15 protein-coding genes are annotated in these 13,985 nt (G+C 46.8%); 6 read left to right on the forward strand and 9 right to left on the reverse strand.

Annotation, left to right across the window (positions count from 1 at the left end; genetic code table 11):
* Positions 1 to 11 precede the first annotated feature (11 nt).
* Positions 12 to 1,112: an ABC transporter permease gene (locus BLV33_RS13460; protein WP_090792257.1), complete on the reverse strand. Its 1,101-nt coding sequence runs from the start codon at positions 1,110 to 1,112 to the stop codon at positions 12 to 14.
* Positions 1,109 to 2,059 carry an ABC transporter ATP-binding protein gene (locus BLV33_RS13465; RefSeq protein ID WP_090792260.1) on the reverse strand — a complete coding sequence of 317 codons (951 nt, stop codon included), beginning with the start codon at positions 2,057 to 2,059 and terminating at the stop codon, positions 1,109 to 1,111. Before BLV33_RS13465 ends, BLV33_RS13460 begins: the two co-directional genes overlap by 4 nt.
* A gap of 147 nt (positions 2,060 to 2,206) precedes the next feature.
* On the opposite strand from BLV33_RS13465, the gene BLV33_RS13470 reads away from it, so the two are divergent.
* Positions 2,207 to 3,124, forward strand: a complete 918-nt coding sequence (locus BLV33_RS13470; RefSeq protein WP_090792263.1) for an RluA family pseudouridine synthase — start codon at positions 2,207 to 2,209, stop codon at positions 3,122 to 3,124.
* 402 nt (positions 3,125 to 3,526) lie between these two features.
* Here BLV33_RS13470 and BLV33_RS13475 read toward each other — a convergent pair whose 3' ends face one another.
* Positions 3,527 to 5,173 carry a tetratricopeptide repeat protein gene (locus BLV33_RS13475; RefSeq protein WP_253187063.1) on the reverse strand — a complete coding sequence of 549 codons (1,647 nt, stop codon included), beginning with the start codon at positions 5,171 to 5,173 and terminating at the stop codon, positions 3,527 to 3,529.
* 167 nt (positions 5,174 to 5,340) lie between these two features.
* On the opposite strand from BLV33_RS13475, the gene BLV33_RS28785 reads away from it, so the two are divergent.
* A complete protein-coding gene (locus BLV33_RS28785) occupies positions 5,341 to 5,469 on the forward strand; it encodes a sporulation protein YjcZ (RefSeq protein WP_139305739.1) in 129 nt (42 codons plus the stop codon).
* Between the two features lie 67 nt (positions 5,470 to 5,536).
* Here BLV33_RS28785 and BLV33_RS13480 read toward each other — a convergent pair whose 3' ends face one another.
* Positions 5,537 to 6,787 (reverse strand): mannosyltransferase family protein, encoded by a 1,251-nt coding sequence (locus tag BLV33_RS13480; protein ID WP_090792267.1) that lies wholly within the window; start codon positions 6,785 to 6,787, stop codon positions 5,537 to 5,539.
* 168 nt (positions 6,788 to 6,955) lie between these two features.
* On the opposite strand from BLV33_RS13480, the gene BLV33_RS13485 reads away from it, so the two are divergent.
* From BLV33_RS13485 to BLV33_RS13500, 4 genes are read left to right on the forward strand one after another with little or no spacing between them, the layout of a single operon-like run.
* Entirely contained in the window at positions 6,956 to 7,960 is a 1,005-nt protein-coding gene (locus tag BLV33_RS13485) for a glycosyltransferase family 2 protein (protein WP_090792270.1), read from the forward strand.
* A 2-nt stretch (positions 7,961 to 7,962) separates the two neighbouring features.
* Entirely contained in the window at positions 7,963 to 8,400 is a 438-nt protein-coding gene (locus BLV33_RS13490) for a GtrA family protein (RefSeq protein ID WP_090792273.1), read from the forward strand.
* Between the two features lie 13 nt (positions 8,401 to 8,413).
* Entirely contained in the window at positions 8,414 to 9,835 is a 1,422-nt protein-coding gene (locus tag BLV33_RS13495) for a glycan biosynthesis hexose transferase WsfD (RefSeq protein ID WP_090792277.1), read from the forward strand.
* A gap of 21 nt (positions 9,836 to 9,856) precedes the next feature.
* On the forward strand, positions 9,857 to 10,147 hold the full coding sequence (locus BLV33_RS13500) for an alpha/beta-type small acid-soluble spore protein (protein ID WP_090792280.1): 291 nt from the start codon (positions 9,857 to 9,859) through the stop codon (positions 10,145 to 10,147).
* Between the two features lie 87 nt (positions 10,148 to 10,234).
* Here the strand turns inward: BLV33_RS13500 and BLV33_RS13505 are convergent, their stop codons facing one another.
* The 5 genes from BLV33_RS13505 to BLV33_RS13525 all read right to left on the reverse strand — a co-directional run bounded on the left by BLV33_RS13505 (position 10,235) and on the right by BLV33_RS13525 (position 13,859).
* Complete coding sequence (locus BLV33_RS13505) at positions 10,235 to 10,558, reverse strand: 50S ribosomal protein L33 (RefSeq protein WP_090792283.1); 324 nt, start codon at positions 10,556 to 10,558, stop codon at positions 10,235 to 10,237.
* Positions 10,559 to 10,767: 209 nt separating this feature from the next.
* The gene (locus BLV33_RS13510; protein ID WP_090792286.1) at positions 10,768 to 10,992 is read right to left on the reverse strand and encodes a DUF1128 domain-containing protein; all 225 of its coding nucleotides are present in this window, start codon (positions 10,990 to 10,992) and stop codon (positions 10,768 to 10,770) included.
* Between the two features lie 76 nt (positions 10,993 to 11,068).
* A complete protein-coding gene (locus BLV33_RS13515) occupies positions 11,069 to 11,695 on the reverse strand; it encodes a TetR/AcrR family transcriptional regulator (RefSeq protein ID WP_090792291.1) in 627 nt (208 codons plus the stop codon).
* A 23-nt stretch (positions 11,696 to 11,718) separates the two neighbouring features.
* Positions 11,719 to 12,354 (reverse strand): YigZ family protein, encoded by a 636-nt coding sequence (locus BLV33_RS13520; RefSeq protein ID WP_090792294.1) that lies wholly within the window; start codon positions 12,352 to 12,354, stop codon positions 11,719 to 11,721.
* Positions 12,355 to 12,503: 149 nt separating this feature from the next.
* Positions 12,504 to 13,859 (reverse strand): glucose-6-phosphate isomerase, encoded by a 1,356-nt coding sequence (locus BLV33_RS13525; protein WP_090792297.1) that lies wholly within the window; start codon positions 13,857 to 13,859, stop codon positions 12,504 to 12,506.
* Positions 13,860 to 13,985: the final 126 nt, after the last annotated feature.

A 13,985-nucleotide genomic window follows, 5' to 3' on the forward strand; every position in this document is an offset into this window, starting at 1 on the left:
GGTCTCCTCTCTCACTCCCATTTAAATGTAAAGCTGGCGATGATAAACGCAACGATTAACCAAACGCTCAGTAACAAAGCTTCACTCCATAGACCTGCAAGCCCCATGCCCACATTCATGATTTGTCTAAGCGCATTGGATAAATGGGAGATTGGAAGCACCTTCACAATCGGCTGCAAAAAGCCAGGCATGTTCTGGACGGGAAAGAATACGCCGCCAATAAACATCATGGGAAAAGAGATAAATCCGGCAATCGGACCCGCGCTTTCCGGCGTTTTGGCCAGACCGGCTATAATGAAGCCAATCGCCATGAAAGCCAATGTACCCAAAATGACGAACATTAAGAGCAGAGCCCAAGAGCCGTTTACCTGCGTGCCAAAGATGAGGGAACCGACCAGCAAAACAATGACGGCTTGCAGTCCGTTCAGCACCAAACGAGCCGTGATTTGTGCGGCAATGAAGGTTGATGCTTTCAAGGTAGTACTTTGTAAGCGCCGGAGAATGCCTCTTTCTCTCCATGCTGCAATTTGGCCTGCTACACCGTTCAGATTATTGGACATGATCATCATGGCCACAATTCCTGGCACCAGAAAATCTATGTATTTCAGCTTCAAGGACTGTATGCCTTCCGGTTGAACCGTGATTACCGGCGTGTAGCCTGTCAGCTTTTTGCTGATATTATCCACCACTTGCCCTATTGCCACTTTGCTTAGCTCTGCGCTGGCCAAATTGGTCTCGTCATATAGCAGCCTTAATCCTGCTGCTTGCTTGCTGCCCGCCGAGGCCGCAAGGGCTTCGCCATATCCCTTGGGAACAACGACAGCCAGCTTGATATCACCGCTTTTCAGCTCTGAAACAGCCTTGGATTCATCACTCGACGGCTGCAGCTTAAGCGCCGGACTTTGAGTCAAGCTTGCCACCAGTTCTTTGGACGCGGCAGATTGATCCAGATCAATGACACTTCCCCCGAGCGCAGGTGTACCGCCATTCCCCAGAAAGGAGCCAAGCAGGACCATGAATACAATCGGAAACAGCAAGGACCACACCATCACCTGACGGTTACGGGCAAAAATTCGCAGCTGAGCCAACGTTAATTGCAGATATGCACTCATGATTCTCTCAGGCTCCTTCCGGTCATATGAATAAAGACATCTTCCAGCGTAGCCGTCCGTGTCTGAAGATCCGTAAGCTTAATTCCATGCTCTGGAGCCTTATGTATCAAATCGGTCAGAGAGGCTTGCAAATCATCGCTGTACAGCACAAATACCTCGTTCCGATACTCCGCTTGCTTGACATCCTGCAGCTCAGCTAATTTCACTAAAAGCGCAGCAGTCTGCTCTTCCGGCAATACTTCGGGCAAGCGGAATTCGATGGCGCTCTCGGACTGGAGGCTTCTTACCAGATTGCGAGGCGTATCCAGCGCAATAATCTGCCCCTGATCCATCAGGCAAATGCGGTCACACAAAATATGAGCTTCATCCATATAGTGAGTTGAGAGAATAATAGTTTTGCCCTGTTCTTTCAGCCGGATAATGATATCCCACAGGGTTCTTCTGGCTTGAGGATCGAGTCCGGTGGTAGGTTCATCCAGAAACAGCACGAGCGGATCATTGATCAGAGCCAGAGCTATAGCGAGGCGCTGCTTTTGTCCGCCGGATAAGTTCTTGACCCTGTCGCCTGCTTTTTCCAGCAAAAGCATATCCTTGAGCAGCGGCTCAATCGGGATGGAGACGGGATAAAAACTGGCATACATCTGGATGAGCTCCCTCACCTTCAAAAGATCGAATAAAGAGGTGGATTGGAGCTGTACGCCTATGACTTCTTTGACTTTGTTCAATTCGGTTCGAGTGTCAAATCCGGACACCTTGGCCGTTCCTCCGTCAGGCTTCCGCAGCCCTTCTATCATTTCCATCGTTGTAGTTTTTCCAGCCCCGTTGGGCCCAAGCAGACCGAACACTTCGCCTTGGTTGACCTTAAAATCAATGCCTTTCACAGCCGTAAAAGAGCCGTATTTCTTCGTCAGTCCTTCCACTTGAATGACTGTTTCAGTCTGATCCATGGTTCACCTCATTCTTCCTCTTGTCACTTTTTGGCAGCCACATAGTATTATAGCATTTACTAGAAAGGTCTCCAAACGATGCGGCTTTGTTTCTTTTGCCTCAGCCGCATGATATATTGAGGGAAAACAAGTCGCAAGGAGCTTTATATGAACAGGAACAAGCCCAATAGCAGCCAGACTCCAGACAAAGTAACCTACTTCGAAGTGAATGAACCTGCCGAGCTTATGAGCTTCTTAATTGAGGCATTGCCAAGCCGCGGCCGCAACGCGATTAAATCCATTCTTGCCCGCGGGCAGGTCTATGTGAACGATAAAGCTGTAACCAAATATAACCACCCGCTAGTCCCCGGACAGCAGGTCAGCATTCACTATGCCAAAGTGACAGAACCCGTCAAAATGATTGGCGTGCACATTCTTCATGAGGACGACGATCTGATTGTCATTCAAAAGGATGCCGGACTCCTCTCCATCTCAACGGACAAAGAAAACGAGCTGACCGCCTATAGGCAGCTTATAGAGCATGTGCGGAGTACAAATCCCAGGAATCGCATCTACATTGTTCATCGGCTGGATCGGGATACGTCTGGCGTGATGATGTTCGCGAAGAACGAAAAGACGCAGCAAGCCCTGCAAAACTCCTGGCAGGAAAGCGTGCTGGAACGCACTTATATCGCGCTGGTTGAAAGAGAGGTTAAGAAACCGGAGGGAACCATTACTTCTTGGTTAAAAGAGAATAAAGCGATGGTGATGTACTCCAGCCAAAGGCCGGAAGACGGGCAGCTGGCCATTACGCATTATAAGGTGATGCAGGCGAACCGCGATTTTTCCTTGCTGGAGGTCAATCTCGAGACCGGGAGAAAAAATCAAATCCGTGTGCACATGAAGGATATCGGACATCCGATCGTCGGGGACAAGAAATACGGCTCCAAGATCAACACGATAGGCCGGCTTGGGCTGCATGCCCGGATTCTGGCATTTGAACATCCGACGACAGGCAAGACGCTCCGCTTTGAAAGCAAGATCCCGGACAAGCTACTGCGTCCGTTTCAGGAGCGGAAACAGTAATGGACTAATGTTGAGGTGGAAAAGGTGGATATTGGTGCGAGTGATGGTGCGAAACGCTAGGTAGATTGTGGTGCGGATGGATGAGTAGATATTGGTGCGGAGGATGGTGCTGAGTAGATATTGGTGCGGGTGATGGAGCATGGTGCCAGATCTGTCGTCGAGATGCATTTTGTACATCTAAATACAGGGTGGATCCCATTTCCAAGCATTCAGATGTAAAATGTGCATTTGGAAATCGGGATTTTGCCTGAAAAGAGAATTTGCTCGTAATTTAGATGTACTTTTTACAACTAGGCACTGAGTTTTTCAGCATTGTGTCTTTTGAGATGTACATTCTGCATCTCGTCACCGCTGCTGACCAACAAATGCGAACTTGTTTGAGAACAAATAGCTTTCCTTGCTCTACTCTCCGCGCAGCAGCTTCAAAAGGGCCAAAGCCCCCTCATGCTCAGGCTCCATCTCCAGCGTCTGCTTGGCAAAATCAGCAGCTTCAGCATCTGAGCCCAATTCATAATGGCAAATTGCCATGTTATAAAGTACTGCAGGCTGCGCTTTATAATCTCCTAAAGATCGCTTGAAATACTGCAATGCTTCCTCAAACATCTCCATGTGATAGAGGATCATTCCCGTGTCGAAGGCGAGGTCCTGCTTTTCATCCATGGGATAATAGCCCTCCCACATAAGATTAATACCTCTTCGAATATCCGCCAGCTCTTCTTCATCGCTGTCCGGAATCAGCGCCAGAATACGATTCACGCATTGCAGGAGCAACTGGGCGTCATAACCGCTTAAGCGCCAAAAGGAAAGAAATTGATCTAGCTCCATGCTGTTCACATTGGCAAGCACCCACATTTTCAAGCTGAAAAAATCATCGGGACCGAACTGCTCGACAAAATGACGATAGGCCAAGCGGGTATCGGTGTATGTACCAGGGTCCTGCAGCATAAGTATACAACCGACGTTGATATGATTGTAATGGTGCGACGTGAACCAGGCTTGGGCACCTTTTTGTTCGAAAACATGCGTCAAGGCATGGTAATTCGCCGTCAGCGAGAAGCTTCCATGATGAATCAGCTTGGGCACATCCCTGAATTCCCAATGCTCCAAGCGATGATCTCCCTTGTCCGCAGAAATCAATACAAAACCCTCACGTGACAACACTTGCAGTCTCTCCAAGCATTGAATCCCGATAAACGGAAACAAGAAGTGGGAATCCTCCAGCTTGCTCTTATAAATGTTCAACACTTCGTGGAACGCATTGGAGTCCTTATCGTATTCATCGGCTCGGCGATAATGGTACTCAGGCTTCAGCCGTTCCATGAGTGATGGCTTTCCAGCATCACCAGTTCCTCCGGTTTCATCAACTCCACCCGCATCCACTCCTGTCCCTCCGGTTTCATCACTTCCACCAGCCTTACCAGCCTCATCACTTCCATCAGCCTCATCCGCCGCCAGAAAGGAAATCCCGCACTCATAAATCTGCCCTTCATCCACATAAAGCAATTCCTGCGGAATACTATCGAAAAAGTAATTGGCCACAATCAGCAAAGGCTGCCGCAAATCGCCGGGTCTAATGTTTAAGCCTGACTCCGTCAAATGCAAGCTGGTATCCTGAACGGCATCAAACTGGGCGAAATCCAGGCAGCCCTGCCGAACAAAGGGAAGCAAGCTGGCATGCTGCTGCCAGTACTTTATATTCTTCACAGGCAAATCGCTCATGATATAGCGATAGGGGGGAAGCTCAATGCCGGCGAATGCCTTCAGCTCTTCCAGAGCCTTCAGTACATGATAAGCCAAACGGCCTGAGCCCGCGCCTAATTCGAGAATATATACCGGTTCCTTGGCGAAGCCGAGCCGCGCTCGATCCCGGAGGAAGCCAAAGATCAACTCCGCGTAAGCTTTTGCCATAATGGGATTGCTGCTGATATATTGCGGAACCTCTTCGCTTTGCCATGCATGAATTCCCTGTTCTTCAAAATAGGCACGCTGCAGCTCCCAAAGTGGTGATTGCGAAAATCGGTATATGGGTTGTTCTTGATCCTTCATCATTAAAATACCTACTTTTTTCTTGTGTGGTTATTTATCCAATTCGAGCCTGCAGGCAAACATTCCTTTAAAATGGCCTCTTCCCCAAGGAAATTCTATCCCACTAGGACATCCATCCATACGCTTTTTCTTATGCGACATACATTAATCATGGAAAGGAGGTTTTTATGATGAGTTACTGTGCGCCTTATGGTGGCTATGGCTATGGTTATGGTTATGGTTTTTCAAGCATTGCATTTGTTTTAGTACTTTTCATACTCCTCGTCATTGTTCTCCGTACTTGTGGTTTTGTTTGGTAATGATTACAAAGCGGCAGCCGAATATCCTGTTAATTAAGGCTGCCGCAGCCTACGTAAAATCCCTTTTTTAAGCAACAAAATAAAATCCGTTGAAATAGCCGATCGTGATGATCACATTCAATATCATGAACAGCATTTGATAAAAAAGCAGCAGCTTGTCCCTGCCTTCGCTAAGCCTCACCAAGTAAATATAAAAAGGGATGCACACCATCATATAGCGAATCACACTGGCCAACATCTCAGGCTGACTGGAAAAAGGAAGAATGATCAGCCCCGCTCCGTATACATAAAAAAGCAGCTCCCGCAGGTCTCGGCCCACCCTTTTGAGATGAAAAACCAAATAACCGAGATAAATGACAAACACAGCAGTCGACATGGTAAAAGCAATCAGTCCGTTATCCCAGCCGGCTTCTGAAGAGAAGTAAGGCTTTTGGAAATAATGAATGTAGTTCTGGAAGGGATACGAAGAATATCGATACCAGTTCAAGCTTTGCTCATGAAAAGGCGCCATAAAATCGCCGGTAATGCTTTTCATATACAGCAAATAAGCGGCCATGGGCAATAAGGAGAGAGCCGAGTAAAGTGCCAATTTCCAGTATCTTTTTGAATAGCGAAAGCCCTCGTCGAGAACGAAGCTGCTCATCACAAAGGCCAGATTGATAAAGCCCGGAACCCTGGTAACGGTAGATAAACCAGCGGCCATAAAAGCAAGCGCATACTGCCTGTTCGTTGCATGATAAAGGCTGGCCGCAGACAATAGGAGAAATAAGCTTTCTGTATAAGGCACAGTGAAAAACACTGATGACGGGTAAATCAAGATAAGGATTAGCATAGTTCCCGCCTGCTTGTCCGTCAAGCCTTTTTGCAGGGCTATTCCATACACATAGATCAAAGCCGCAACGAGAAATAAATTGGACAGCAGGATGCCTATCAGCGCCGGTTTGGTGGAAAACACAAGGTTAACCAAGTAAATCAGCAATGGATACATAGGGAAAAATACCCAGTTGGCGGCTGTATGGGGCTTATCGATGTGTACTTTATCGTAGCCTTGTGTTGCGATTTCCAGATAGGGGTAAGTATCTAGCCTAATGAAATCTTCAATATGAAACAGCTTTGTTTCTTCGAGCCCTTGCGGGAGCTTTTGAATCCAAGGCGTCACGGTTCCAGGTACGTTTTTTTCATAAACAGGCGGCGTTGAAAATTTATTGAACAGATTCATGCCTATGTAACCGGTGAATAAAAGCAGGATCCGGCTGATCAATACAAGCAAAATGACAGACCTTACTACCTTGGGAGTTATTCGAGCTGATGATTCCATGAGGTCACCCCTTTTTTTGTATCCTTCATTATAGCAGAAATAGGATAAATGGTTATGTTAAGGTATTATGAAGGTGGAAATGCGATTATCCTGATAAAATTTGTTATACTAAGGCTAGTCACCTACATAACCTATTCACTACACTTTTTAGGATGGAGTCGAAGTCCTGTGTCTACACCTGTATTAACCATAGTGGTCCCTTGTTATAACGAGGAAGAGGTTTTACCGGAAACGATTTTGCAGCTTGGCGCAGTAATCCGTGAGCTTATTCAGGACAAGCTCATATCCAAATCTAGCACCATCCTGTTTGTGGATGATGGAAGCAAGGACCAAACCTGGACGCTTATTGAGCGTTTCCATCTCTCCCATCCCTATGTTACAGGTCTGAAGCTGGCGAAAAATGCCGGCCACCAAAATGCCCTGCTCGCCGGTCTCATGAAAGCCAAAGCCTACTCCGACTGCGTCGTTTCGATTGATGCGGATCTTCAGGATGACGTGCTTGCTATTCGTGAATTCGTCGTTAAATATAACGAAGGCTATGAAATCGTGTATGGCGTTCGACAAAGCCGCGGTACGGATACTGCCTTCAAAAGAGCGACAGCACAAGGTTTTTATAAGCTGATGACGAATATGGGCGTGCGCATTATTTACAATCATGCCGATTTCCGGTTAATGAGCAAACGCACCCTCGATGAGCTTGAAAGGTTCCCGGAGGTCAATTTATTCCTGCGTGGCATTGTGCCGTTGATTGGTTTTCGATCCACCCAGGTTTTCTATGATCGCAAAGAACGTTTTGCCGGCGAGTCGAAGTACCCTTTGAAAAAAATGCTGGCTTTCGCGCTGGATGGCATTACTTCCTTCAGCGTAACCCCTATTCGATTTGTTACCTTGATGGGGTTTATCCTCTTTGCAATCAGCATTGTTGCTGCAGTTTATGCCATTATTGGCAAGCTCGTCGGAGCAAATGTGTCCGGCTGGACCTCGCTGATTTTGTCCGTCTGGTTTATCGGCGGTGTCCAATTGCTCGCGCTAGGTTTGATTGGTGAATATATTGGGAAAATTTATAAGGAAGTCAAACAGCGTCCCCTCTATGTGATTGAAAAAGAAGCTTTGGCAACGGCGAATGTGACAAAAGAACATCTCCCCGCGGAACCAGTATCGGTCAGGAGATAAGCATGGCAGCCCTAACCGTTTGGCTCAAAAGCAGCTTTTTCCGTTTCTTAATCGTTGGCGTTTTCAATACATTGATTGGTCTGGGGACCAGCTTTCTATTCTTTAATGTGTTTCATTTGGGCTATTGGCCTTCCACTTTTCTTGGAAACACAATTGGGGCAGTAGTCAGCTACGGACTAAATAGAACGTTTACCTTCCGTTCACAAGCGAGTATCGGAAGCAGTTGGTGGAAGTTCACGCTGGTTATTTTGTGCTGCTATGGCTTCTCCTATGGGACTAGCCTGCTGCTTGGACAGGCGTGGCTGGCTATATTTCCATCATTCCCAACAAACTGGGTCCATAACGGAGCTATTTTATTTGGCAACGGGATATATATGGTCAGCAACTATTTGGGGCACAAATATTTTACTTTTCGCAGCAAGGAGCTCCCTCAGGTTTAGGAAGGGGAAGATCATGCGTAGATTAGGCATGCTTGGTTGGTCGGCGGTTCTTGTCGCGGCGATAATTTTAAGCTATTTGCTTATGGTAAAACCTGTTATAGGCATGGCGGATAATGGGGATTTCAGGCGGATCATGGGGACCGTGGGGCTCAATTATCTCGATCCTGCAGCCTCCTTCAGAGATCAATACTTCGACTATATGCACACCCAATTTGCTTTTGTGAGCGATGCCGTCGGCGGTTATCTTTCCACACACATCATCGTTGCATTTTTGGCTGTATGGATCAATAAGTGGGTTTATCCCGGTGTGTTTGATATTCGCTTTTTGAGTGCGATTTATATTTGTCTGCTGTTAACTGCGTTCGTTTGCAGTTTGCGTTTGAATCTGCTGGCCTCATGGACTTCGAAGCTTACCTTTGCTTTACTGTTTATCATTGAGTTTCTCGATGTGGGCTACACCTCGTATTTCAACTCTTTTTTCGGCGAGCCGATCGCATTCATTTTTATGCTGCTCACGATTGCATTGGCCCTCAGATTGGCAGAGCAGGAAAACCCGAGCAGAGGGTTATTCATTGTCTTCTGCCTGGCTGCCATATTTCTGGCAGGCTCCAAGGTGCAGTATGCGCCGGTTGGCTTGATTCTCTGCGTGCTCAGCCTTCGATTTTGGGGCGTGTCCCTGCAGCATCCCTGGAAAAAGACAATTGCCTTTTGCAGCGCATTGCTGCTGCTGGTTTCTGCGGCTTTCTATATTTTAACTCCCAAGGAGCTTAAAGGGATTAACCAATACCAATCCGTATTTTATGGGATTCTCAAGGATTCTCCCTCGCCTGAGCAGGATCTTCGGGAAATGGGGTTGGACACCAAGCTCGCTGTACTCGCAAACACCAATTATTTCACACCCCATACCGATATTCCTCAGCAAAGCGAGGAGCTTCAGAAGAATTTTTACAGCCATATCAACCACGAGAAGATTGCGATGTTTTATCTCATGCATCCTGCCCGCTACTGGCAAAAGCTGCAGGTGACCGCTAGTCATGCGATGACCATCCGGGCTTCTTATTTAGGCAACTATGAAAAAGCGGACGGCTTTGAGCGCGGCAAAATTACTTCAAGCTTCAGCTTCTGGAGCCAGTTCAAAAGCAAATATATCCCTCATACACTCTGGTTCATCTGCTTCTTTTACTTCGTGTATTATTTCATTGTTCTGCAGTATCTGCGGCAGGCAGTTTGGACAAATAGGTTTATGTATGAGGTGTTTGCCATGATTCCAATGATTGGCGTCGTTGCCTTCCTGGTTCCCTTATTGGGCGATGGCGAAGCCGATATGGAAAAGCACCTTTTCCTTTTTAATGTGTGCTTTGATCTGATGCTGCTCATTTCGCTCGTTTGGCTTATTCATCAAGCTGCTAGAATGGTGCGCAGCAGGGTATATTAACCTTCAAGAGGTGAAGGTTATATGTCGAGAAGACGCAACAATCGTGCAGTTGTGCAAGGTGCAGAACCTGGCCTGGATTATCTTAAGGCCAAAGTGATGAAAGATAAGGGCTACAATGTCAACCTGAACCAGCCGGATCAGGTTAAGTATGAAGTAGCCCGCACGCTGGGCGTTCCTTTGCGGCCTGGCTACAATGGCCAGCTGAAGGCCGAGGATGCCGGCAAAGTCGGCGGTCCCATTGGCGGAGCCATGGTGCGAGAAATGATCCGCATGGCGCAGCAAAAGCTGGTGGATGACCGCCAGAAACGATAGCTGGTGGCATGAGCATCCACTCACATATAAAACAAAAAGGAGACTCCATATCTTCGAAGGAGTCTCCTTTTTGTTGTAGTATGGATTTTACCAGAAACCGCCGCCAAAGCCCGGACCGCCAAAACCAAAACCGTCAAAACCGCCGAAACCACCACCAAAACCACCACCAAAACCACCACCAAAACCACCACCAAAACCAAACGGAGATGTGCCAATTGCAAGCAGATCAAACAGTACCAACGGGATTATAGCCTTGGTCTGAACACCTTTTCCTTTTTTTGGTGCGAGGATGAGGGCATTTCCTTGGATACGGACTAATTTACCTGTAACTGTGGAGCCATCTTTTTTGAGCGCATAAATTTCTTTACCGACCAATTTCTTCACTTGTTCCTTGCGAATTTTCGATACCACGAACGTCCACCTCCTTCAGCAAACAGGTAGCTTTGCCCCTTTATCTTACGGAATAAAGGAACAAGTCGAACCTGATAGTTGTCTTGTGACCACAAAAAATACGCAATAGTGGAGGTGTTACCGGACAAAAAAGACCTCTCCAATGGGAGAGGCTGGGTGGTATCGTATCCCAAGTCTTGCTTGCTGGGCTTGTATCTGAGGTGCCGAAATCAGCCTTTACGCAGTTTGCCGAGCTCTGAGGTAATGGCATCTATCTCGCTGATACTGAAGCTGTTTTTGCTCATCACTATATCGTAAAGATCCTTTAAATCCTCATAGGCTTCTTGTTTCATCGAACCGGCTTTGATCGAACCGCCCGTAGCCATTCGCAATTTCCGGGTAATTTGCTCATACATATAGTCCACATTTTCTTCAGACCAATTAGATAATTCCACGATTCTTCACCCTTTCAATGTGTCCCTGTTCTACATTGTAGCACGTTTGACCGAATATTTCTTCCGTTCGGCCGATTCAGGATATCATTGAGGCTGTCGATCGGAGCTCAGGTTTAATCAGGCCTAAGCTGTTACAAATTAAACGAATATGCTCTTCGGCCAATTTGCGAACTTCCTCAAACGTTTGGCCAAAATGAATGGAATATGAAATAAATCCATGCAGCGACATAAACAAGCTCCAGGGAAGCATGAATTTCCGCGCATCGGTTGCTCCATGGCTGCTGTGTACCTGTTTGAGTACGTTGGCAAAAAGCTCCATGCACTGTGCTTGCTCCGTGCGGGAATATCTTAACAGCTCCGGTTCGTCGATCATAAACATGATTTCATAGTGATGCGGATTGTCCAGGCCAAAGCGAATGAATTCCATCATCATCTTATGCAGCAAATTAAAGCCTAGTCCCTGTTCCCGGACCATGATCTCTTTTTCCCTATGCATCAGGATGGCAAAGTCTTCTTTAATAAGCGCATAGAAGAGATCCGCTTTTTCCGTAAAATGATAATATAACGCTCCATGACTGTAACCCATTGCTTTTGCAATGCTTCGCATCGTTAAAGCGCGATAGCCGCAAGAAATAAACAATTCTCTTGCTTTCTCAAGAATTCGCTCTCTGCTCAGCTCCTGCGCGACAGCTTTCCTCGCCACATGAATCCCTCCGCTTTCGAAATCTATACAATTTTATGATTCCTGTACTCACTTTCTCCAGCTGTTAGAACGCATTGACCTAGGGTCAAATCTAACATCCATTGGATAAACGCTTCCGCATCCGCTTCCAATGGGAAGCAAGCAACGGTAACCTTATCCGTAAACAACGTTTCTCCCAGCATCAGGCTGTGATTTCTAAACTCGTTCTCCAGCTTACCGTACCAGGTGTAATCCACTTCCACCACAATTTTGCGATGAAGCACCTTATGAATCGGCACTGCAGCTGCTATTCCAGCCACGGCCCCGTCCGTGTATGCACGGATAAGCCCGCCCGCTCCAAGCAGAATCCCGCCAAAATATCGGGTAACGACAACCGCGACATTCTTCAAGCCTTGATGCTTGATCACTTCCATAATCGGTTTTCCCGCTGTACCGCTCGGTTCTCCGTCATCCGAATGCTTCTGAATCTGATCCCTTTCACCAACAACATAGGCTGAGCAATTGTGAGCTGCAGATGTATGCTCTTTCTTAATCATTTCGATGAATGCAGCGGCTTCTTCCTCAGATTGGATGGGCTTAACGTGTCCGATAAACCGTGATTTTTTGATCACTATTTCCGAAGCTCCGTAAGCTAGAACCGTCTTGAATTGATGTATCATGGTCCACCTTTCCAAGCAAGTAGTTAAACCTGTGCATTTTGATTTTACACATATTAGGAAGTATCTACAATATAGAAAATAAATTAACCATATAAAATTTACCAGTTTAAAAAGGTCCACCCAAAAGGGCAGACCCGATGATTTATAAATTATTTGTTAAGACGAGCCTCAAGCTTCGCTTTTTCCACTTCAAATCCGGGTTTACCTAACAGGGCAAACATGTTTTTTTTGTAAGCTTCCACACCCGGCTGATCAAAGGGATTCACACCAAGCAGATAACCGCTGATGCCGCAGGCTTTTTCAAAAAAATAGGCCATATACCCGAATGTATACGGTGAAGTATCCGGAATCGTCACGATCAGGTTCGGGACACCGCCGTCGGAATGCGCCAGCATCGTGCCTTCGAACGCTTTTTTATTAACAAAATCCATCGTCTTGCCGCTGAGAAAATTAAGTCCGTCCAGATTGTCCGGATCGGTTCCAATCGTAATCTGTTCGGCGGCTTGATCCACCAAAATGACGGTTTCAAACAAGATGCGATTGCCCTCTTGGACAAATTGGCCCATGGAATGGAGGTCTGTCGTAAAATCAACGGAAGCCGGAAAAATACCTTTATTATCTTTTCCTTCGCTTTCGCCGTACAGCTGCTTCCACCATTCGGAAACGAAATGCAGCGCAGGCTCATAATTGACCAGGATCTCAACCGTCTTCCCCTTGCGGTAAAGCGCGTTACGGACTGCTGCATACTGATAACTGAGATTTTGCTTCAGATCCGGATTCGAGAAATCAGACCTAGCGTCTGCAGCGCCTTTCATCATGGTTTCGATATCGATACCTGCCGCAGCAATGGGGAGCAGACCTACTGCAGTCAGGACAGAATAACGTCCTCCTACATCATCAGGGATGATAAAGGACTCATACCCTTCTTCATTGGCAAGCTTCTTGAGGGCGCCCTTTTCTTTGTCGGTTGTCGCGTAAATTCGCTTGCGTGCTGCTTCTTTGCCGTATTTTTTCTCCAGCAGCTCACGGAAAATCCGGAAAGCAATCGCAGGCTCCGTCGTCGTTCCCGATTTGGAAATGACATTGACCGAGAAATCCTTGCCCTCGAGCAATTGAAGCAGATGAGTTACGTATGTAGAGCTGATATTATTGCCGACAAAATAAATCGCAGGCGTTTTGCGTTTGTCTTGAGGCAGCAGGTTGTAGAAGGAATGGGACAGCATCTCTATAGCCGCTCTTGCTCCTAGGTAAGAGCCGCCGATGCCGATCACGACCAGTGCGTCCGAATCCGATTGAATCTGTTTGGCGGCTGTTTGAATGCGTGAGAATTCTTCTTTATCGTAATTCACGGGAAGATCTATCCACCCGAGGTAATCGGAGCCTGCTCCGCTTCCATTATGCAGCTGGTCATGGGCAAGGCGTACCGGATCGGCTAAATAATCCACCTCGTGCTGGGCTAGAAAGGAAAGGGCTTTGCTGTAATCAAACTGTAATTTTTTACTCATGGCTTCAACGCCTCCTATACTTATTTATGTGTTTCTTTAGCATACTTTTTTGGTCAATTGAAAGCAAGGTACAAAGACATTCACAGTATACGCTTGTCATGATAATATTAACGATGAGGTGATCAT

Origin of the sequence: Paenibacillus sp. GP183, from assembly GCF_900104695.1 — a bacterium.
Lineage (GTDB): Bacteria > Bacillota > Bacilli > Paenibacillales > NBRC-103111 > Paenibacillus_AI.